We start from the raw sequence: 20,838 nt of genomic DNA, 5'->3' as shown, positions 1-20,838 counted from the left end.
CGTCGCGTTGATCGGAGAACGGCTGCGCGAGTTGTCGTAGCAACTCCTTGGGGGCCGATGACTTAGGTGTTTAGGTGTTCACGGTCATGCCGCCAATCTGTCTGAATAGACGGGGCCACCTCTCTTAGAGAAGAGTCGATTCCGCTGAGCAAACAACAAGTCGATGTGCGCCGCGCGTCATTGCAACATAGAGGTTCTTCGCGTCCAAAACGGAAGCATCCAGAATGACTGAAACGTCGGCTTCCAAACCCTTCAAGAGTAGCGTGCTGCCGACGGCTCGCTTCGGAAGCGGTCGGCCCACGAGCCGATTCTGTTCTCGAGCGGCAAGTGCCGCCTCGTGAAAAGAATTGCCCGCACTGCCATCGCAGGCGTTCAGCGCTTTCATACAGGCCCGGAGGACAGCTGGGCGGTGGGCTCGAGCACCTCCTTCCTGGCCTATCGCAGCTAACAGCGTAGCTGCGCTTGCTGGTGACGGTCCGGCTTTGAAGGCGAGGGCCAAGGTCTCCAATTCAGACGCTTCTCGCCGTTTCGCGCCACGTTCAAGAACTCCGATCCGGCGCAACAGGTCTGGGCCGCCAACATTTGTCATTACCGAACCTGCAAACTCGACGACGAGTTGAAGGGCATTCGGTGCGTTGAAGTCTAGAGTGCGGGCAAACGTAACCATGTCCCTTAGGTCCACGGCCTCTACGGTCACGGCTTCCGGAATTTGGCTTGCAAACAGCTGTTGATTTGGTGGGCTTCTGCCATCGCCGATGATCAGCACCGATCCTTTCTCTGTTACCGCTCGCGTCTGCGCAGCTCTAAGCTGTCGCAGACGATCTTCCGTTCCGTCGAGTTCCACCCAGCTGACTTCACAAGGTGCAGTGGTCAGGTCCACGCTCAGCCCCGCTTCCAACCTCCGGCGCGCGTCGAGCAACCACACACCCAGGTCCTCCGTTCCCGCAAGTCGCCACCGCCACGGCGTGGCCAATTCGCCAACCACTGGGAAATGCGAGCAGACGTGCTTATCCCAGTCGGCGAGTTCGTTCCCCTGCCAACCGAAGATGGCCTGCATCGGATCGCCAAGCACACAAACTGGCAGAGCCGGGGCGGCGTGGTAGACGATGGCGTGTTGGTCGATCGAGCAATCCTGGTATTCATCCACAATGACGCGCTCATACGTGGCTCTAAGCAGGTCGAGCACATGACCGCCCTTTAGAAGCCGCCAGGCCGCCTCTCGGACTTTTGGATAGTTCGGCCGGACTTCATTGAGTTGTAACGTCGCCGGATCTATCCCAGTTCGCGTCGGAAATAGTCCGACCATGCGGATCGCCCAGCCGTCGATAGTCGACAAGCGATAGGCTTTCGTAGGAACCCCAGCCTTATCGAGCCGCGCCCTGAGCGCTACGACCCCCGCATTGGTATGCGTCAAGATGAGGATCGGCTTTGCTCCTGTGTGGCGCTTCAGGGTCTCTGCAATGAGGTGCGTCTTTCCACATCCCGCCGGTGCCGTCACCGTGCCACGCGTGACAGCGAAGAGGTCGATCTCCGGCTCAGTCATCGCGCGCCCACGTAAATGCTTTCTCTACGATTGTCCTGAAACCTTTGTCGGCTTGCGCCAGCTGCGGCCCCACTATGTCACAGGCAACATCTTCCATCGCCGAGACGTTTTTGAACCAGGGTGTCTCCTTGGTCCGTGATGCCTTGCCAAGTATAGTGCGCATGTCGTCGGGCACCGCCCCGGATGCGATCTCTGACCGCACGCGCTCCAGGTCGTAAGCATGCTCCGATTTTGATTGGAGGTGTGCATTCACCAAAGCGTCGCCATGTAAGGTGACCGCCTTCTCGACCATCAACCCGACCGCTCTAGCCGGAAGGCTCGCGAACAATTCATCTTCGAGTGCGTGGTTTTCCTGCCACATCAACACCATGCCGCCCGCCCTTGTGAACATGACCTCCTCGGCCGCGTCCGGCTGAACGTCGTTGTCGCGCAGGATCGCTACCCGGTACCCCAGCGACATGAACGCCTTCGCCAGCTTCAGGAGCTTCGTTACGCCCCTGCCATCGACCATCGCTACACCGCAGGCGGAGATCGATTGCTCTTTCTGAGCCGTGAAATAATGGTCTAATCCACGCACGAGACCGACTTCACTCGCCCCTTCGCATACCATCACGGATTTCGCCAAGAATGCTTCGGGGTAGAGGCGAATAGTCCCTTGGAGGTCGTCGTCTGTGCCGACACAGGTCGCAGTATGGCCGGCCTCTGTTTCGCGCACGACGAACAGCTGCGCCCCTGACAGCTCCCGCAACGCAACCGGGGAGTGCGTCGTTACAAACACCTGAAGAGGTGGCGGTGTCTCCTTGGCTCCGAGTGACCCTAAAAAGCGAATGATGCGGTGCGGTTCGAGCCCGTGTTCCAATTCGTCCACAAGCAGCATCGACGACGACTTCGCCGCTCTGCGTTGAAGTCCCGCGATCAACAGTCGTGTGGATCCGATCCCGAGTCCGCGAAGCGGCACGCCGTCTGCGTCATGCAGCGAAATCGTTCCTCCGCCAAATGTGACGGTATGGGCATCGAGTAGGGCACGGGCCTTCCCACCGATATCGATCCCTAATTCGGTTGCGGCCTCGCCGACCAGATTCAGCGTCTCCCCGAGCTGCTTCTCCGCGTCCGTTCCAAAGGCCGTCCGTGCGTCCCGTGCAGCCTTCGCCAGGGCTGCGGACGCATCCGCCTTTTCGTCCGTTAATCGGTTTAGCACCGATCCTCGTCGCCACCCGAGATTTGACTCGGCCAGCACCCCAATCCGCGTCGGCGCCAATGCGACACGATCTTTCCAGATCAAGTTTTGTTTCGTGTCTTGTGCCTTCGCCCGATCGGAAAACAGCCTCCAGACGGGCTCGAGGTCGCTTGCTACTGTCAACTGTAGACACAAGACCGTTTCCAGATCCTTTTCCGGCTCGTCTTCGATTTCGCCGGTCGCAGGATTGAGGCCGCGCAGGAACAACCCATATGTATTGATGTTCTTCAGCGCTTCATCTAGCGCCCCGATTGTCAGTGTAATCGTGATCGGCTCATCGACGTTCAGGTTGTGGAAATCCGCGTCGGTGAATTGAAAAGCGCGCCGGGCGCCGAGGCAAAGATCAAGCGCGTCGAGAATGGTCGACTTGCCGCTGTCTCCCGGACCGATCAGGCAGTTGATGCCAGGCGACGGATCCCAAACAAAGGATCGAATGCAACGGAAATTGCTGATCTCAACTCTGCGGACTCGCGCCATGCTGTATGCTCTCTGCTCGTTTGTATTTCTCAGGTGCGTTAAAGAGGTGACAAGGATCGTCCATTCTGCATCTGCAATGGTATTATACACGGAAGGGGGGAACTTTCTCTGAGTTCAACTAGCATTACAGTTGCGATTTGGACACCTCCGGAAACAGTGACTTCTCTGTATCTGGAGGATGATAGGGCAGTCTTTCAGACCTCGTGCAGGGAATCTGCCGTCGTTTGCTCCCCTGTCGGAGCATCAGCGGAACTGCCATGGTAGCCCACTCCCATAAGGGCTACAGAGCAGTCATTTTTCCAGCCAGTGCGGTGGTTTTGATTTCCGGAATGTCTCTTCGGCTCTCAAACTCTTCCTGTGCCACTTTCAGCAGCACGGCGTTTCGTCTGGCTCTTTCGGGCGGGGTGTTGAGCAGCCGTTCAAAGCGGTTGTGATCGAAGCGGATTTCCTGCGTGTAAATCCGGCGCTGCCGGTCATCAGCCAGAACCATCTTCATGGTTTCCTCCAGGGTGTCCCCGGCGGTGATGGTATGGAGGATGAAGCTCCAGAGGATGCTGTAATAGGCAGTCCCTTTGCCCAGCTCTCCGGTATCGGTCAGCCCGGCGACGGGATGCCTTTTGCGGATGGCGTCCTTCATGGCTTCATTGTTGTGGATGGTCCGACCGTACAGAGAATGGGCGTTGGCCATATAGGCAAAGGTCCACGGAATGTTCTGGATGGTGGCCCCGACATACAGGTAACCCTTGCCGTCCAGATAGCTGCGCAGCATAGCTCTGGCGAGATTTGGGGAGATCCGGACACCGGTGTCCTGCTCCAGGGTGTAGATCACCCGGTCAAAATGGTTCAGCAGAACCTCAAGGATCCGGATCGGAAGGCCCTCGATGCTGGCTTTCAGATCCCGGCAGCCGGGCTTGTGCTTGACGATGTAGGGACAGTTCTGATGGGCATCGCCATCGAAGAACTCAAACCCCGGGATCCTCTCTCCGGTGTGGCGGGCATAGGGATGGGGGGTCTGTGGAAGGGGTCTGTACAGGCCAAGAATCTGCACGGGGTTGGTACAGGCCGGGCACACTGCATAGTAGTTGCCTTCACCAGCCCCTTTGAGGTGATTGTCCTTCGGCTGATGCCATGGGAAGTGCTTGAGCGTCAGGCTCTCAAACACCTCCCGACTCAGCGTATGCTCTCCGCTGATTTCGGCTTTTAACCGGAATACCCGCACTCTGCGCTCCATGCGAATCAGCCTCTTCAGAACACTTTATAGTCACGGGCAATGATATTCCACCACTCTGAATCGATGACAGGAACGGCCTGTTCCCGCTCCGCCAGCTTCAGGCAGCGGAGGAGGGTTATCAGGTCCAGTGAGATCTGATGTTCTCCGGCCTGTAGGGCGAACACCAGCGGGCTGGCGCAGGTGTCACAGGGGCCTTCACTGTGGCCGGACAGGGTCGCCCGGGCCTTCAGGATGGCGTCGTGGTCAAGCGGTGTGTTGGTCATGATCTGTGTTCCTTTGTTTTCGATGAAAAAGTGCTCTGGGGTCCCCCTCACATCCCCCGCCCCAGTACCGTGCCCCGGCCCTGCCGCATCGGCAGGGTGAGGGCGGTCAGGGCCTTGCGTAGGGCGGCTTTCTGCTTGGCCTCGGGGACGTCAAAGCCCTTGGTCTGCGGTATCGCCAGATCCTTCCCGGCGAGCAGCACGGGGCGGCCCCGGTCGTGCAGGGCTTTCGTCAGATCCTCCGGCCTGCCGGTGGTCAGCATCACGGTGGCGGTGGTTTCGCGGTGCAGGGTCACGGCTTCGGCCAGTGACCGCGCCACGATCACCGGGCCGGTGGAGCCCTTCTTTTCCCAGCCACCGACAACATGGGTCAGCGGCTGCGGGGCCGTCGCGGCTCCCTTGCCCGCCTTCTCCGGGGCTTGCTGGCCGGTGACGGTGTGAAGGGTCTCACCATCGGCAGACACCACCAGCACCCCGGACAGGCGCTGCTGCCCGTTGCGCAGGGGCACAAGGATCCTGCCGTCTTCCGCAATCCGCACCCCGCGCCGCAGGGTGCCGACACTCATCACCGGGTGATCGTCCCGGTCCGGGGCATGGCCGGAGCGCCATGCCTGCCACACGGTGTCCTTGGTGGCGTCGGCCAGCGTATCGCGCAGAACCTCGGCGGCCTTGGGCTGGGTCAGGTCGGCATAGGAGACCCGCCGCCCGGAGGGCGTTACCGGGGCCACCAGCGGCAGCTCTGCCGCCTTGGCCTGTTCGCGGTTGCTGCGGGTGTCATCCATTGCCACCACTATCGGGGAGCCGGGCCATTTGGCTTTGATGGCGTCAGCGGTGGCCAGCCAGTCGGCAGGGTCCTGAACCGCCAGCACCGGCAGGCGGGTGGCCCGGTGCAGGGCGGCGGCGGTCGGATAGTCCTGCGCCAGCAGCACCGGCCTGTCTTTGCCCAGTTCCCGCAGCGGATCAATCATCGCCACCAGCGGCCCCCGTGCCGGGTTCACCGTCTGGCTGCGGGTGCCGTCAGCGGCCAGCACCGCCACCCCCTCCAGCCGCCCCGAGAGGGTGCGCAGCGGCACCAGCAGGCTGCCCGTGTCGTCTTCCCGGCAGCCGTAGGACTGCACACCCAGAGCCGCCAGAACCGGATTATCCCGTCCGGCGCTGCGCGGGCTGCTGTCCCACAGCAGCATCGCCTTGTCCCCGACCGCCCGGGCGCAGCGGCTGCGCAGCTCCGCCGGGGCGAGGGTGGACGGCAGCGCAAGGCCGGTGCCCTGTTCCCGCGTGATCACGGTGGCTTTGGCGTGATAGCGGGCCGACAGCGCCGCCGCCACAGCGGAGAGATCGGCCTCAGAGCGGGCGACCGCCACCGCTGCCCCGGTGGCCTGTGCCAGCGCCACCGCTGAAGGATAGTCAGCGGTCACCAGCACCGGGGCCTTGGGTGCGGCCCGCTGGCTGCTGGACCGCTCCTGAAGGGTGCGTCCGGGGTCGATCAGGTGCAGGCTGTCGTGGCTGACCGGGCCGATGGTCAGGGTGCTGCCGTCCTTGGCCACCAGTTGCACCCCTTCAATCCGTCCCTGTGCCCGCCCCTGTGAGCTGCGGAACGGTACGATCAGATTGCCCTGATCGTCCACCTTCACCCCGGCAGTGCCCAGCCGGGCCTTTTCCGCCCACGCGGGCCGGGCAGTGGTCTGTTGCCATGGGGTGGCGTTGCGCCAGACCCGCAGCGCTGCCAAGGAGGATTCACTGATCCGCGCCGGACGGTGAAAGGGATCCGACGACGGCAGCAGGATGGTCAGGGCCTCCCGGTGGGCCATCAGCACCACGGCGGCCATCGGGTCACTGTAGGCTTCAGCCAGAATGAAACTGGACCATGTCCGCAGGGCGCGGTCGAGGCCCCCGGTCCTGCGGACGGCCCGCTGGCGTTGCCGGTAGCGCCGCCACAGCCGGGGGGTGCCGGTGGTGCGCCCCAGCGGACGCGGGCGGTAGACCTTGCCGGGCGATGGCGTCGGCTGGGCAGACAGGCCGGGGGCCGGGGGAGTGACACCCGGTGCGGTCAGTTCCTGCCGGGGCTGATAGGCTCCCAGCCGCTTTTCCAGCGCCGCCTTGCTGCACGACTTGTCAAAGGCACTGGCCTTCATGGTCTGGCCGTCAGAGGCAAACACCATGCCCGCGCCCTGCGGTTTGATCTGAACGCTATGCCGGGCCAGTGCCTCATGCAGCTCCTGCCATGTTGCCGCTTGTTGGATCTCTGGCAACAGGGCGTCGCGGTTGTCGGTCATCCAGCGCTGGAACGAGACTTCCCACGTCCGGGCCTCGTAGTCCTTGGCGGCAGGCGACAGGCCGGGGGCCTGTGACAGGTCACGGTCGGACATGCCGCGGTCAATCGCCAGCCCGTATTTGCGTTCCATTGCCCGGCTTACCCGTTCCAGAATCCTGTAGTCGCGGAATGGCGTCAGAACCCGGTGGGTCTGCGGATGCACCTTGTTAATCGCGATGTGCATGTGGAAGTTATCGGTGTTGATGTGGGTTCCGGCGACGTACTGGTGGTCTCCAAAACCGAGGGCCTTGTTATACTCGGCCGCAATGTCCTTCAGGGCCGCGTCGGTCAGTTTCTCCCGGTCGGAATCACGGAAGGACACCACCAGATGATAGGTCTTGTCCTTTACCTTGGGCTTCTGCTGACGGATTGCCTCAATCTCGGCCAGTGCCGCCGGAAGGTCGTCGAGGGTTTCCCCGGCTCCACAGTTCGCAATCCAGAACCTGTCCAGCTTCTCCCCGGTTTCCGGGGCGGCGCTGATGTAGGTGCCCAGCCGCGTGTAGTTGTCGGCAACGTCGGCTTTCTTGTCGATCTTGATGGCGTTCATCGGGCAGATCCTCAGGCAGACGCGGTGCGGCGCGGCTGAAGGCTGTCGCGCAGGGCCACCGCCAGATCCTTCAGCTCCGCCTGCCGGGTGCTGAGTTCGGCAATCAGCGCATGCAGCGCCGCAGTCAGGTCCGGGGCATCTGTTTCGGCCAGCGCCATCCGTTGCAGGTTGCCGAGGCGGGCCAGATCGGCGTTGACCTTCATCATCTCGGTGATGGCGTCCCAGCCCTGAAAGGTCTGCTGGGAGGGCAGGGGCAGATTGTGCAGCAGCCGCCGGAAAACTTCCGAGCGGGAGAGTTTGCTTTGTTCACACAGCTCATTGAGGCGTGCCTCGTCATCGGCATCGAGGAGGACTTTGGCGAAGGGCTTTGCTGACGGCATGGGATTATCCGTGTGGGCTGTTTGTCTGGGGAAAAAGGGGACCGCCGCCGGGGTCACGAGAGGGCAGCGGTCCCAAGGGGGGCGGTAGGCTACAGGCCGAGGGACAGGCCGATGCCGGAGCGCCGGGCCGGTTGCAGCCCCTGTTGCTGTGTGCGGCTCTGGTCCTGCTTCAGGGCCTTGTCCTGCTGCGCCTCAAGGCCGAGGGCCTGCCGCAGGGCCGGGGTGACAGCCCCCTTGCCGCGCACGGCGGCGAAGTCGTTCCAGTCGGTCAGGCCCTGTTGCCGTTCCGTCTGCGTGAACGGCGGAACCGCCACCTTGGCCCCGGTCAGGGCAGCGGCTTTCTGCGCGGCCTCAAGGCCGGGGTTCCTGCCATGCTTCAGGGCGGTTCCGGCGTCGTCATCGGCAGCGATCACCAGCCGGATGCCGGGGTCCTGCTTCTGCAGGGCTTCCGCCACCTTCGGCAGGTTACCGCTGTTGTAGGCCACCACCACCGGCAGGCCGGTGGCTTCATGGATGCTGGCGGCGGTGGCGTAGCCTTCGGCGATCACCGTCGGCCCGCCCCGGGTGCCCTCAATCCGGTGCATCAGGCCATCCATGCGGCCCTCTTTCAGGAAGCGCTTTTCCCCGTCGTCCTTGATGAACTGGATGTTCCACACCTCGCCGTTGGCATCCCGGCACGGCACCATGACAGAGCCGTCTTCATGCCGCTTCAGGCCGTGGGCCTGTACCTGTTTGCGGTCGAGATAGGGGTGGCCGTCCAGCGGCTGACCCTGAGCAAGGATATCCGCCGCCAGCCGGGCCTTGGCCGCCTGCCGGGTGGTCAGCTCCTGCTTCTGCCGGGCCTCACGGGCGCGGGACTCCGCCTTCAGCTGCTCCAGCTCCGCCGGATCAAGGCGGTGGCCGGTCGCGATCCACTTTTCCGGCTCGCCCATGGTCCTGTAATTGCGGATCAGTCCGGACGGTCTGCCGTTGAGATGCGCCTTGTAGGCTCCGTTCAGGTCCTTGCCCTTGTCGTCATGCAACGGCACCCGGTGCCATTTGCCGTCCATCTGCGGCAGACCGTCGATCTTGAGGCCATGGGCAGCGGCGGCGGCGGCAAACTCCGCCACCGGATCCAGCCCCTCCGGCTTCAGCCGGGGCTGGTCGGCCTTTGGCAGCCACTGAGCCAGCCCCTCCGGATTGATGCCGGGCGGGGCATACCATGCCTTGGCTTTGGCATCCCAGCGGGCACCGGCAGCTTTGGCGGCGTCCTTTTCCTTGAACGGCACCGCCAGCCAGATCCGCTGTCCCGGTTCGGTCTGGAGTGAGGGAGAAAGAGCCGGCTCTTTTTCCGGCCCGGTTTGTGCCGGCATAGCCGCCGACAGAACAGGCTGCTGCTGGTCCATGCTGATACGGGCCTCCACGGCTTGCCGCAGTTCGGGGCGAAGCTCCGGTTGGGTGATCCATGTCTGGATGGTTTCGGCGTCACGGGCGGCCTGAAACAGCAGGTTCCTGTCGTCCTTCAGGGCCTGCAGCCAACTGCCGACATAGGCGGCATGGCGCTCCGGGTTGTGACCGAGGCCGAGACTGGTATTGACCATGAACGCCGCCATCTCCGCCCGCAGCTCCTCACGGGCGTAGTTTTCCGAACCGAAGCCGGCGCTCATGTCGCGGGCCAGACGGCTGGGGTGGCCGGTGGCATGGGCCAGCTCATGCAGGGCGGTGGCGTAGTACTCTTCCGCGCCCCGGAACGTGTCCCGCTGGGGCAGGTGAATGCGGTCGGTGGAGGGACGGTAGAACGCCCGGTCGTGCTGGTCGTGGCGGATTTCCACGCCCCCGGCGGCCAGCAGCTTTTCAGCCTCGGCCAGCGGCTGAAATGCCGGGTCCATGGTTTTCGGTCGATGCGGTTCCAGTCCCTCAATCTGGGAACCGTTAAACACCGTGGCCCGGAACACGCGGGGCCGTTCCAGCTCGTAGCTGGTGGTTTTCGGTTTGCCGTCTTCGCCCAGCACCGGCTTACCGGAGGCATCAAGGAGCGGCTTGGTGTCGGAGCGCTGCCAGTATTCGATCTGCCAGCCGCGTTCCCCCTTGCGCACCTGTGCGCCGATGGATTGGGCCTGTTTATAGGTCATCCAGCGCGGATCAGCGTAGCCGTGGGCTTCCAGCCACACCGCATTCATGCCCCGGTAGTCTTTGCCGGTGGTGGGGTTCATCGGCTGTTCGCGGAACTGGCCGGGCTGCCATGGTTTCTGCCATGGGGCGGTTCCGGCCTCGATGTGGCGGATCATCTCCGCCACCACCCGGTCGCGGAAGGGGATCTTCTCAGGAGTGTCAGCCATGGCTGCCGTCCTCCCCGTCGTTATCCCCATAGGGATTGAAGCAGGCGTCGAGCGCGTCTTCCTCCGAAAGGGCGTCGTCCTCGAACGCCCCCATCGCCTCGGCAATGTCGGGGTCTACCGCCACCGGGGCGGTGTCGGCGGCGCGGTCGATGATGCGGGCGGCAACCGCCATCGCCTCCCGCTCGCGGTCGGCGGCGATCAGGGCTTCAAGGTCGGTCTGGGTGTCAAAGAGAGGGTTGATAGGCTTGTTGGTCATGAGAGGCTCCGTCAGACGTGGGAGAGTGCGGGCTGGGTGCGGTGCGGGTGGTCTGCGGCGAGGGCCAGCAGGGCCAGATGGCCGACGATGACGCGCAGGGTGGTGTCGCGGGTCACGTCCGGGGCGTCCTGCATGGCGATGGCCTGCTGATGGACGTACAGGGCGACGGGGTCGAGCGGATCAGCCGGGGCGGCGGCCAGCCGGTTGATGTGCTTCGCCACCGCGATCAGCCCGCCGGACAGCAGCGCCCGGACCCCGGCCACCGTCGTTTCCGGGAGGCACTGTTCCGCCGGGGCCGGATCGGGGGGCAGCGTCTGCGCCAGCATCAGGGCGGCCAGCCAGTCGATGGCCTGCCGGTGTACCGGGCCGAGGGCCGCCGGGGCGAGACCCTGCAGGCCGAGCAGGCGGACGGCCCCGGTGCGGTAACGGTCGATCAGCGGTGTGGTCATGGGGCTCTTCCTTCGGCAGGGCCAGCGGTTTGAACGGCGGAGCAGGCGGGGCCGGGATCTGCGCCCGCTCCAGCAGCTCAGGGTCTTGGAAGTACAGGTATTGGGTGCCCCGGATCGGGTAGCGACCGGAAAGCAGGGTCAGCACTTCGCCGGGGGTGACAGTGCCGTCGTCATGTTCCGTAATGGCCTGCAGGCGTCCGGCCTCGTCCGGGGTCAGCAGGGCACGGGCGGTTTCCTGAAGGCTGTCAGACATCCGCCCGCCCTTGCCGTCAGATGCCGAGCGGCGGCTTTGCACGACGGTGGTTTTGCCGACCAGTTTGGAGACCAGTTCGGCATCAGCGGTATTGCCCTCAGAAATATTCGGCGCAAAGGCGATGCGGACATTACAGTTGGCCATGAAGCCGTTGTTCTTGCCGTAGACGGCTTCCAGCTGACCGACGTTCTGAACGATGACGAACAGCTTCAGCCCAAAGGTTGCGACAAAGGCGATGCCCTGCTGCAGCACGTCGATTTTGCCGACGGCTGGAAACTCATCGAGCATCAGCAGCAGGCGGTGACGGTAGTTTTTGACGGAACGGCCTTTGTTAAAGGCCATGCTTTCGGTCTGCCGTCCGATGATCTGGCTCAACAGAATCCGCATCAGCGGACGGGTGCGGGCAATGTCAGACGGGGGTATCACCAGATAGAGGGCGGCGGGTTTGTCGCCGTTCATCAGGTCCGCCACGGTCCAGTCACTGGCCCCGGTGTTGGCGGCAATGATCGGATCCGCCCACAGGCCCAGACCGTTGACCGCCGAGGAATGAACGCCGGAGCGTTCGGTGTGAACCTTCTTCAGCATGCCGCCGATGCCGGTGCGCACCGCATCGTCGATCACCGGATCGCCGTGTTTGAAGGTGGCCATCTCCTTCAGCAGCTTTTCAAAGTCGGCCGAGAACAGCGCGGCCAGATCCTCCTCCCCGGTGTTGACCGGCAGCGGCGGCACCTTGTTCAGAAACCGCCGTACGTCGGCCAGATTGGCCCGGCGCTTCTCGGTAAGGTGAACCCGGTAGACGACATGGAGAATGGAGGTGGTCAGCCAGCTCCAGCCTTCCTTCATCCAGTGGTCGTTCAGTCCTTTCCCGTCGGGGTCAACAATGATGGCAGCAATGTTCTGGCAGTCGGCAATGTCCCGCCCGCTGCCGAGGCGGATTTCCGCCAGCGGGTTGAAGCGGGAGCAGCCCTCGGTTGAGGTCGGAGCAAACTTCAGGACTGTATGGCTGAGGCTGGCCCTGTATCCGGCGGTCAGGGCGTGGTTTTCACCCTTAATGTCGAGCACGAGAACACTCTCCTGCCATGACAGGAGGGTGGGGAGGATCAGCGACACCCCTTTCCCGCTGCGGGTGGGGGCGAAGCACATCACATGCTCCGGGCCGCTGTGACGGAGCTGGTGATGGGTCTTGCCCTTCTTCCAGCCACCGACCACCGCGCCATACCGTGCCTTTGGAGACAGCAGGCCGGACTTCAGCACATCCTTATGGGTGGCCCAGCGGGCGGAGCCGTGCAGTTCGTCAGATTTGAACCCGCCTCTGACGGTGCGGTTGCGGGCCTGCCGCATGATAACGGCGATGGCCATCAACAGCACCAGACCGCCGATCAGGCAGCCCTGCGCCGCCCATACCATCGGCTGGGGCAGCCCCGCCGGATGCAGCAGGCTGGCGATCAGCCACTTCCACCATTTGATATCGCTGGGATCGAAGCCGATCTGCCACCACCACAGCCCCCACAGGCTGCCGAGGGCGATCACGGCGGCCCCGGCCAGCAGCAGCCGTTCCAGCAGGCGTTCAGAGAGGGCCATCATGGCAGATCCTCCCTGCCGTGCCGCATCACATAACGGTTGGCGCGGACCTCCCAGATGTCGGTGATGCGTCGCCAGCCGTCGTCTGAGCGTTTGATCTGCACCACCACATCCACCAGATCGGTCAGGAATTCCGGAATGTCGGCCATGTCGCCGCCCGCCCAGCTGATGTTCTGGACAAACTTCCGGTGGATCACCTGTTCGGGCGATTCCGCGTGAACGGTGCACATGAAGCCGGTGACGCCGCTGTTGAGGGCAGCCAGCGCCGCGAAGGCGTTTTGCGTCGAGATTTCCCCAAACAGGATGTTGTCCGGGGTAATGCGCATCATGTGATCGTAGAGTTCCCGCCACGTCACCATGCCGGAGCCGGTGCCCTCCTCACGGGCTGCCAGCAGGCCGACGCCATCCCAGAACCGCTTGATGTGCAGTTCCGGGGTGTCTTCGCAGGCGACAACGCGGCGGTGATCGGGGAGCCCGGCCAGCAGCAGGTTGAGCAGGGTGGTCTTGCCGGTGTTGGTGGCCCCGGAGACGATCAGGTTTGCGCCTTCGGCCACCTTGCCCAGCAGGTAATCACGCAGGGCATCCGAGATACCCCACTGCTCCCATGTCGGTACAAACGGATGCTTGCAGCGGATGGCAAGGCTGATATCGGTCTGCACCGAGTTACCCACCAGCAGCTCGAAGCGGTGGCCTTCCGGCAGGACACAGGACAGCTTGACGCCCCGATGCCCGTCAAAGGCCACACCGGCCCGGCTGGCCAGCACCATGGCGATCTTTTCCAGACTGGCCCGGTTCAGGTCGGGATCTGTGACAGAGTGTTTCTTCTCCCCGCGCCGGTCGATCACCACCACGCCCGGGCGTGACATGCGGATTTCGACCGTGGCCGGGTCGGAGTAATGGCGGGACAGCGGGGCCAGCAGGGGCACCAGCAGGCGGTTTCCCGGCAGGGGGGCCAGCCCGGCTTGCGCCGGGCTTCCTTCTGTCTGAGGCAGGGGGTGAACTGCGTTCATGTCGCCGTCCCCCTTACCAGCCCGCCGTGGGCGGGGAGCTAAGCTGTGAGGAGGACCCCATTGCATCCACCGCTGACCACTGGTTGGTGTTCACGGCCCAATAGGCATCGCGGTAAATTTCGGTGCCCGGATAGTTAAACGAGCTATATTTCCCGACGACCTCGTATGTTTCGGCGATCCGTGGTGACGCGGTCCATTCGATCACGTAGCCGACTACCGCTGAGGTTTCGCGGTTCTGTTGAGCAAAACGCCCGGCGTCACGGCGCATATACTGATAGGTAATCATCGGGGCCGGACCGCAGCTATTCCCCTCACGGTCACAGCCATAAGGACCGTCCGAATAGAATCGATACAATCCGACGACAAAAGTCCGCGTGGCCAGCTGCACCTTGTCGCAAACGTTACCGCCGTTTTCGGCGGTCCCAACCCCAAGGATCAGGTTGTAGGTCGATCCGTCCGGGCGCTTATACTGATCGGCCTTGGCCGTCTCACGCCATGCGGTGCAGCCTTCGTAGGTGCTGACCCCGGTGCGGGTGACCTTCTGCCCGATATACTCATAAGGGATAGCTGCGGTGCCCGGCAGTACGGTACTGGCGGCAATCACGTATTCGCCCTTAGGGCCGGTAATCGCCACGCGGCTCTTTTGCAGGCTGGTGCGCTGGCCGTCGTTGTATTCCCAGCCCGCTGCCGTGATATCGTGCGGATAGGTCTGGGTGCCGGTGTGGCACAGGTTGATGTATTCGCGCTTTCCGTTCCGCATGTAGTAGTCGCGGACGCTCTCGTATGACACGCCCGCTGACAGATCATGTGCCCATGTGGACGGGTCATCGCAGCCGTCCTGCGTGGTGTAGAGATCGAGCTGGCTGCTGTCCGGGGTGCAGTCGTTGATAAACTGGCTGATGCCCCCGACCGTGATGCGGGTCCGGTACTGGCGGACGACCTTTTTTGTATCCTGCCGGATGATGGCCGGGCAGATGCTGCCCCCTGCCGCGTCGTCATAAACGACCGTATGGGGATAGGTGGTCTCGGTGTCAGAGCAATAGCCAGCGTCGTACAGCACGTTGTTCAGGCTGTAGGTATAGCGGCCCTGCTGGGTGGATTTGCCACCCGCGAAATCATGGCGGATGGTGCAGCCGTCGGTGGTCGGTACCAGCGGCACAGCCGCAACGGTCTTGGAGTCCACGCACGGGCCGGGCAGCTGTACACGGGCGTTCAGGTGATTGGTATACACCTGTACGGCCTGCGGCACCGCCTTGCCAGCCGGATAATCCAGCAGGATCGGGCAGGCCGCGACGTCTTCGCGGATCGGGTAGACTTTTTCAGGATCTTCGGTGCAGTCCTGCGCCTGCACCGGGTTTCCCTCTTTATCGAGGTAATACAGCCGCTTCCGGGCTGTGGCGGTCATGCCTTCAGTGTCGATCTTATAGGTGCAGTTGAGGAAGCTCTCCTGCAACGCATAGCGGGTGCCGCCGTCTTCGCACGGGGTTTCGGTGCGCTGGCCATCGGTGACCGTCACCGTCTTGTTCTGCTGGATGGCCATCTTCTGACCGAGATCAATGCGGATCTTGCAGCCGTCTTCCACGACCTCAACGGTGGTGGCGGGTGCGGGCTCCGGCTGTTCCTCCGGCAGGGTGCCGGGGGAGGGTGTGGTGTAGCCTGCGGCGTCCGGGTTCGCCGAGCCGTTGCCGTTGGAGATCGAGGAGGTTTTGCTGTTTTCGCTCTTCTCCTCCTCCTCCTTCTTCTTTTCCTCTTCGGTGCCTTGCAGGCGCTTCAGGGCCTCAATCAGCTGCACCTTGTCGCCTTCAATGACGACCGGTTCTTCTGCCGAGAGAGTGGTGGCTTTCAGCGGGAACTGGGCCGCAAACTTGCTGGTATCCAGCGCTTCGATCTTGCCGTTCTTCGACACACCGGCCAGCACCATCTGGCCCACCAGCTTCTTGTCCACTTCGACGTAGCGGGCGAAGGCATTGCCGGTGACGCCTTCCAGCAGCAGCTTGGGCACATCGGGGACGTTGACCAGCGACAGGTCCAGCTGCACCGGCTGATTTTCCGGCAGCGTTGTTGCCGCCTTGGGGCGGCTCTGGATCTTCACGATGGCGTTCAGCTCATCCATCGTTCCGGGCTGTTGGCCGGGCTGGCCGGGCTGGGGTGCGGTCTGCGTCTGGCCGTCGACCGGAGCAGCGGCTTTGGTTCCGGCAGCGGTCTGAGCGATGGCCGGGGTCAGGGCCGTACTACTTGCCAGCAGCACGGACACGGCAAACAGACGTGCAGAAAGAGAGGTCTGCATGATGAGATGCCTCATTCAGGTGGAGAGATTGGAGAGAGGGATGGCCGACGCCACAGTCGGCGTCAGGGCCGAGGCAATGGCTTGAAGGTCATGGTCAATCCGGTGGCGGCGGATCCAGAAATGCCAAAGCCGTCGCAGGCCGATGTCCAGAAGGCCGATGTCCAGATTTTCAAGGGATGATGCGGTCAGGCAGTACTGGAGAACACCGTCTGGACTGAAACGGGCATCAAGGCTCCAGTATCGGTGTGTCCGGTCTGACAGGTACAGGTCATGGAGGATGGTCTGCACTTCCCATGCCTCCGCTTCTGTGCAGCGGAACAGGACATAGGGGGTAGACGGTCGGGTGGAATGACCGGCGCAGGAGGCGACGGTTGTGATCCCACGGAGTCTGAGGCTGTCAACCAGTGGCCGGATCTGCGCCTCAATGGGGGCCTTTTTCCAGTCATCGGGATGTGTTTTGATGGGCGGGTGCTCCCCCTTTGAGGGAGTATTTGTTTTTGAACTATTATTAAGGGTAATCAAATGGCGAAATTGATCCAATGCCACGTGTGCAATGAACCCATAGCCAGCGATGCAAAGGGTCCTTGTCCAAAATGCAGGACGGAAGACCCGTTGAACAAAAAACCGAAGATGAGGCTTATTATGATCGGATTTGTCATCATCGTTGGATTTTTTCTTTATCAATATGTTCAAAGGACTGGACAGATTGATTACCTGATCAATGCCATTCGAAATTTGAATAGATGATTTCTTCATGGAAGATCCTTTCTGCCGTCAGAGCGATCCCCGGTGGCGGTCAGGTGCAGGGTGGACGAGGCCACCGGCTGACCGTTCCGGCTGATGCTGGCGGTGAGGGCCGGAGAGCCCGGCGTCTGAGCAGAAGCCGGGGTTCCGACAGCCAGAACCGAGGCGGCGATCAGGGTAAAAAGTGGGATCATGGTCAGCTTCCCTCCGGGAGTGCGACGTACCAGTCCTTGTCGGGCCGAATGTGAATGCGGGTGCCCTGCGGCACGGTGATGATCGGCTTCAGGTCCATCGTCCGTTCGAGGACGTTGGCGCTGATTTCGCCCAGACGGGTTGACAGTTCCTGTGCGCCGCTGTCGCGGGACTGCTGGGCCGCTGTCGCCTGCTTGTCGGTGGTCTGGGTGACGGTGGTGGCGTAGCGCACTGCTGTACTGATGCCGGTCAGCACAAAAGCGGTGCCGTACCGCTCCCAAAAGCGGTTATCGACTTCGCCGGACGTGCCAGCCCGGCCCTGCTGGTCAATCAGCAGAGAGTCCAGGTTGCGGATTTCGGCACGGTGCCCGGCGATCAGCGCCCGCTTGCACGACAGGGCGAGACGGGAGGAGCCGATATCCTCCGGCGCTTTGTAGTCGCAGATCAGGCGGCTGCCCTTGGGCAGCAGCAGTTTGCGCCCGTGGTAGCCGTAGACGTCGCGGGCCGTCTGCACAATCACCGTGCCGGTCTGGTCCCCGCCGATCTGGCTGTTGATCGACGTTTCAAGGATGCCGACCACATAGCGGTCGGCCGTCAGGATCCGGGTGTTATCGACCGGCTGGCTCGATACGCTGCGCTCCGACTGGTATTCAGCCGGTTTGTGTGGGGTCAGCGGGCCGAGATCACCCCCGGCCTTGCCAACCGGCCCCAGCGCCGGGGCTGACACCGCTGACAGCAGACCCCCGGCAGGCAGGCTGGCCGGGGCGCTGGCCAGCATGGCCGCCGCGCCGGTCTGGCGGGACCAGATCGCCTTGATCCCTTCCGCGACCGGATCCGGCACCAGCTCCGGGGCCGGGGGCGGTTCTGGCAGCGGGGGAGGGGGGGCAGGCGCGGGAGGCGGAGGCAGCGGCGGGGCTGCCTCCCGGATTACCACTGGCGGGAAAACCGGTGGCGGTGCTGGCGGCGGGGGAGGGGCCACCGGCAGCGACCATGCCGCAGGGTCATTCTGCGGCAGGGCATCCGGCGGAACTTCTTTGACCGCTTCGATGCAATGGCCGGAAAGAGTGAGCCCGACCGCCAGCGCAATATCGCAGACGAGGCTCATGCATCACCCCCTTTGTAGGTGATGCACAGGTAGCTTTCGCCGCTCTTCAGGGTGATCTTCGGGCGGGTGCTTTCGATGACGTAGGTGTCACCCATGACGCGGGTATTCACCAGCTCGTCGATGCCATCCACGACGACGTAAGCGGTCGGCAGCTCGTTCTGGGTCCAGCGTTTGTCCCCATATTTGATGTACGTGAAACGGTCATCCCGATAGACGGTATCGGGTTCCATCGTGTCGTCGTTGCCGGACAGCTTGTATTGGCCCCAGCCCCGGAGCTTGCTGGGGTCAAAGGGGGCATCCTGTACAAAGTCCTGCACCGGGGAGGCTTGCGGGCTGGTCCCGGCGAAAGCCTGCGCCAGACCGGACGCCGCCGCCTGTTTGGCGTTGACCGGGGTGTTGCCGGTGGCCTTCCCCTTGTCGTCGGACGAAATCCCGGGGACGGCCATATCGGCGGTATCCTCGGGCATCGACACGGTGCCCTGAATGCGGACAACAAAGTCGGTGATATCGAGGGCGTTGAAGCCGATGGCCCGGAGGTAAACGGGGTAAATGGCCCCGCTTTTCCCGTAGATCAGCAGGTTGGTATCATAGCCATGGCCGACCGGGCGGACGGCCAGCCGGTTCTTGCCGCGCTGGCTGACCTGAAAGCCCTTCTGGTCGCCCAGATCTGCGCTCTCGATCACTTCCCCCTTCGGGAGTTCGATGGTGGTGACCATCCATTCCCGGACCTGCACCTTGTACGAGCAGTCAGCGCAGGCATCGACGGTGTAGATCCCGGCCTTGGTGCCTGCTTCATCCCAGATCTGCTGCACCTGACCGGCAGAGCGCGGACGTTCGAGGTATCCGTAGATGCCTTCCTGCTGATTTCCCGCCTGCCAGATCACAGAGGCAGGGGGTGGCATCCCGACCGGAGCGGCAGCGGCAGGAGCCGCAGCGGTGGCGGGCTGCTGCTGATTGGGTGGCACCGGGGCCGGGCCAGCGTTGCGGGCGGTCTGGGCGTAGGCCGACGACGCGGCGGCGGTCAGCGCAATGGCGCTGACGGCGGCGAGGATCAGTTTCTTCATGGGGGTGGTCCGTGTCATGCCGGGCGCTCCTTCAGGACAAGTTCCTTGACGGTGACCCCGAGGGGGTTGGTGTAGAGGTCTTCAGCCCGCACCGACTGCGGGCGCGTTTCCATCGCGAGGAAGGCTTGCTTCCGCTTGGTGCTGATGACCTTGCCCTTGAGGGTGTCGGTTTCCGTGAAATCGACGACCAGTTTCCGGTCAGCGGTCATGCCGGGAACCGTGGTCACCGTTTCGATTTTGATGGTGCGGATCAGGCCGCTTTCCAGCGTTTCGGCCATTTCCTTCGTGTTCAGGAAATCCTTGCGGAACCGCTTCCACCAGCGGCCATCACTCATCAAGGCCGCTTCTTTGTGGCGCTGTTCCTGCGTCACCGGATCAATTTCCAGAACCAGCCGGACGTACTGGCGGGCCATGCTCTCGAGGTAGAGCTGGAAGCCTTCAGTCTCTTCGGTGATGGGCTCGACCTTATAGAGCTTGTCGTCTGGCCCGTAGGTGCGGACCAACGCCACTTCGGTTCTTTTGAGCGGGCTCATCGCCCCGATGGCGTTGGCCAGTACTACCACGGTGGCCAAGAGGCCGACGTTGGTGATGGTGGACAGCCGCAGCAGCCACGCCTGCCGGGCGTAGGCCGTGGCGAAGGCGTATGGATCCGCGTTCACCACGCTTTCGTGACGACGGGGCGGGGTGGTGTCGGCAGCGATGCCGGCCTTTTTTTGCCGGGCCTCACGGGCGCGGTCCCGCAGGGCCAGAACGCGATCTTTCAGGGAGGTCATGACAGCCCCCCGATGTACATGTAACCCGTATAAAGTGTGGTATAGAGGCAGCCAATCACCATGAGGCGGCTGGTGCGGTTCAGCGATTTGAAGAACGACAGGAGGCGTGACGGGAAATGCGCAACACGGATGAGCCGGGATTTTTTGAAATTAGTGACAGATGGTCCGATCTGGCTGGTGACTTTTGGCTTTTCGCCTTCGTCATCGTGGCTCTTGGCCTCCTTGGGAAATACGTCTATGGCGGGATCTGGCAGATCCGCCTTGCGATGCTCGCTGTATCGGTTGCCTTCGGGGTCTACTCTTTCTGGAAGCTGTCCCTGTGAGTGCAGTCCGTCAGACAGCTTGATGCAGTGCCCGGAGAGCAGCCCCCCGAAAAATTGAAAGAAGAAAGCCTTACGAACGGCGAGCCAGTCCGGCATCCCTACGTTTGCGCCAGCAACGAAGGGGATCCAGATCAGGGCCGAGAAGAAAATCAGCGTGGTCACAAACATAATCTGGTGGTCCTGAAGCAGGCGACCTGTGACCCGATCTGTGGTTTCCGGCCTGCTGAAAACTCCGACCGTCAGCAGGCCCGCAGTCATCACCAGCGCCGCGTCAGGGCCGGAGATCAGCAGGATCATCAGGCCGCAGACCATCGGGCCGGTTTCCAGAACGTTCCTGACCGTTTTCAACGGCAGAATGAGGGTGGGTTTGGTGTCGTTCATGACCAGTCAAACCCCCGTGAGTTGAAGGGGATCGGCTGGCAGGCGCAGGGCGAGATTTTCATTTCGTCGCTGCCGGTGCCGTTCTTGGGCAACTCGGTATCACGGTTGACCGCGCC

The 20,838-nt window shown here is 62.8% G+C and carries 18 protein-coding genes; all 18 read right to left on the bottom strand.

Annotated elements, in window-relative coordinates; all coding sequences use genetic code 11:
- Positions 1-124: 124 nt before the first annotated feature.
- The gene (locus G365_RS0119030) at positions 125-1,543 is read right to left on the bottom strand and encodes a UvrD-helicase domain-containing protein (protein ID WP_019647124.1); all 1,419 of its coding nucleotides are present in this window, start codon (positions 1,541-1,543) and stop codon (positions 125-127) included.
- Positions 1,536-3,257: an ATP-dependent nuclease gene (locus tag G365_RS0119025; RefSeq protein WP_019647123.1), complete on the bottom strand. Its 1,722-nt coding sequence runs from the start codon at positions 3,255-3,257 to the stop codon at positions 1,536-1,538. The genes G365_RS0119030 and G365_RS0119025 overlap by 8 nt, the downstream gene beginning before the upstream one ends.
- Before the next feature lie 280 nt (positions 3,258-3,537).
- Positions 3,538-4,488, bottom strand: a complete 951-nt coding sequence (locus G365_RS0119020; protein ID WP_019647122.1) for a hypothetical protein — start codon at positions 4,486-4,488, stop codon at positions 3,538-3,540.
- A 14-nt stretch (positions 4,489-4,502) separates the two neighbouring features.
- Positions 4,503-4,751 carry a hypothetical protein gene (locus G365_RS0119015; RefSeq protein WP_019647121.1) on the bottom strand — a complete coding sequence of 83 codons (249 nt, stop codon included), beginning with the start codon at positions 4,749-4,751 and terminating at the stop codon, positions 4,503-4,505.
- 47 nt (positions 4,752-4,798) lie between these two features.
- Entirely contained in the window at positions 4,799-7,606 is a 2,808-nt protein-coding gene (gene traI, locus G365_RS23310; protein ID WP_019647120.1) for a TraI/MobA(P) family conjugative relaxase, read from the bottom strand.
- Positions 7,607-7,617: 11 nt separating this feature from the next.
- A complete protein-coding gene (locus G365_RS0119005; protein WP_019647119.1) occupies positions 7,618-7,986 on the bottom strand; it encodes a ribbon-helix-helix protein, CopG family in 369 nt (122 codons plus the stop codon).
- 89 nt (positions 7,987-8,075) lie between these two features.
- Positions 8,076-10,304 (bottom strand): zincin-like metallopeptidase domain-containing protein, encoded by a 2,229-nt coding sequence (locus G365_RS0119000; protein ID WP_019647118.1) that lies wholly within the window; start codon positions 10,302-10,304, stop codon positions 8,076-8,078.
- Complete coding sequence (locus G365_RS22420) at positions 10,297-10,560, bottom strand: hypothetical protein (RefSeq protein WP_019647117.1); 264 nt, start codon at positions 10,558-10,560, stop codon at positions 10,297-10,299. Before G365_RS22420 ends, G365_RS0119000 begins: the two co-directional genes overlap by 8 nt.
- A gap of 11 nt (positions 10,561-10,571) precedes the next feature.
- Complete coding sequence (locus G365_RS0118990) at positions 10,572-10,823, bottom strand: hypothetical protein (RefSeq protein ID WP_019647116.1); 252 nt, start codon at positions 10,821-10,823, stop codon at positions 10,572-10,574.
- A complete protein-coding gene (locus G365_RS22415) occupies positions 10,741-12,846 on the bottom strand; it encodes a type IV secretory system conjugative DNA transfer family protein (RefSeq protein WP_155976388.1) in 2,106 nt (701 codons plus the stop codon). The genes G365_RS0118990 and G365_RS22415 overlap by 83 nt, the downstream gene beginning before the upstream one ends.
- Positions 12,843-13,853, bottom strand: coding sequence for an ATPase, T2SS/T4P/T4SS family (locus G365_RS0118980; RefSeq protein ID WP_019647114.1), 1,011 nt, complete (start codon positions 13,851-13,853; stop codon positions 12,843-12,845). The genes G365_RS22415 and G365_RS0118980 overlap by 4 nt, the downstream gene beginning before the upstream one ends.
- Positions 13,854-13,866: 13 nt before the next feature.
- Positions 13,867-16,140, bottom strand: coding sequence for a hypothetical protein (locus G365_RS0118975; RefSeq protein ID WP_019647089.1), 2,274 nt, complete (start codon positions 16,138-16,140; stop codon positions 13,867-13,869).
- Between the two features lie 15 nt (positions 16,141-16,155).
- Positions 16,156-16,896 (bottom strand): hypothetical protein, encoded by a 741-nt coding sequence (locus G365_RS24020; protein ID WP_155976385.1) that lies wholly within the window; start codon positions 16,894-16,896, stop codon positions 16,156-16,158.
- Entirely contained in the window at positions 16,893-17,078 is a 186-nt protein-coding gene (locus tag G365_RS0118960) for a hypothetical protein (protein WP_019647087.1), read from the bottom strand. The genes G365_RS24020 and G365_RS0118960 overlap by 4 nt, the downstream gene beginning before the upstream one ends.
- Before the next feature lie 2 nt (positions 17,079-17,080).
- Positions 17,081-18,181: a TrbI/VirB10 family protein gene (locus G365_RS0118955; RefSeq protein WP_019647086.1), complete on the bottom strand. Its 1,101-nt coding sequence runs from the start codon at positions 18,179-18,181 to the stop codon at positions 17,081-17,083.
- Positions 18,178-19,263, bottom strand: coding sequence for a TrbG/VirB9 family P-type conjugative transfer protein (locus G365_RS0118950; RefSeq protein ID WP_019647085.1), 1,086 nt, complete (start codon positions 19,261-19,263; stop codon positions 18,178-18,180). The genes G365_RS0118955 and G365_RS0118950 overlap by 4 nt, the downstream gene beginning before the upstream one ends.
- Positions 19,260-20,018, bottom strand: a complete 759-nt coding sequence (locus G365_RS0118945) for a VirB8/TrbF family protein (protein ID WP_019647084.1) — start codon at positions 20,016-20,018, stop codon at positions 19,260-19,262. The genes G365_RS0118950 and G365_RS0118945 overlap by 4 nt, the downstream gene beginning before the upstream one ends.
- Entirely contained in the window at positions 20,015-20,722 is a 708-nt protein-coding gene (locus G365_RS0118940; protein ID WP_019647083.1) for a hypothetical protein, read from the bottom strand. The genes G365_RS0118945 and G365_RS0118940 overlap by 4 nt, the downstream gene beginning before the upstream one ends.
- Positions 20,723-20,838 lie beyond the last annotated feature (116 nt).

Source organism: Novispirillum itersonii subsp. itersonii ATCC 12639, from assembly GCF_000381985.1.
Classification (GTDB): Bacteria; Pseudomonadota; Alphaproteobacteria; order Rhodospirillales; family Rhodospirillaceae; genus Novispirillum; species Novispirillum itersonii.
The sequence above is the reverse complement of the archived record's forward strand: the minus strand, read 5'-3'. Positions and strand labels throughout refer to the sequence as shown.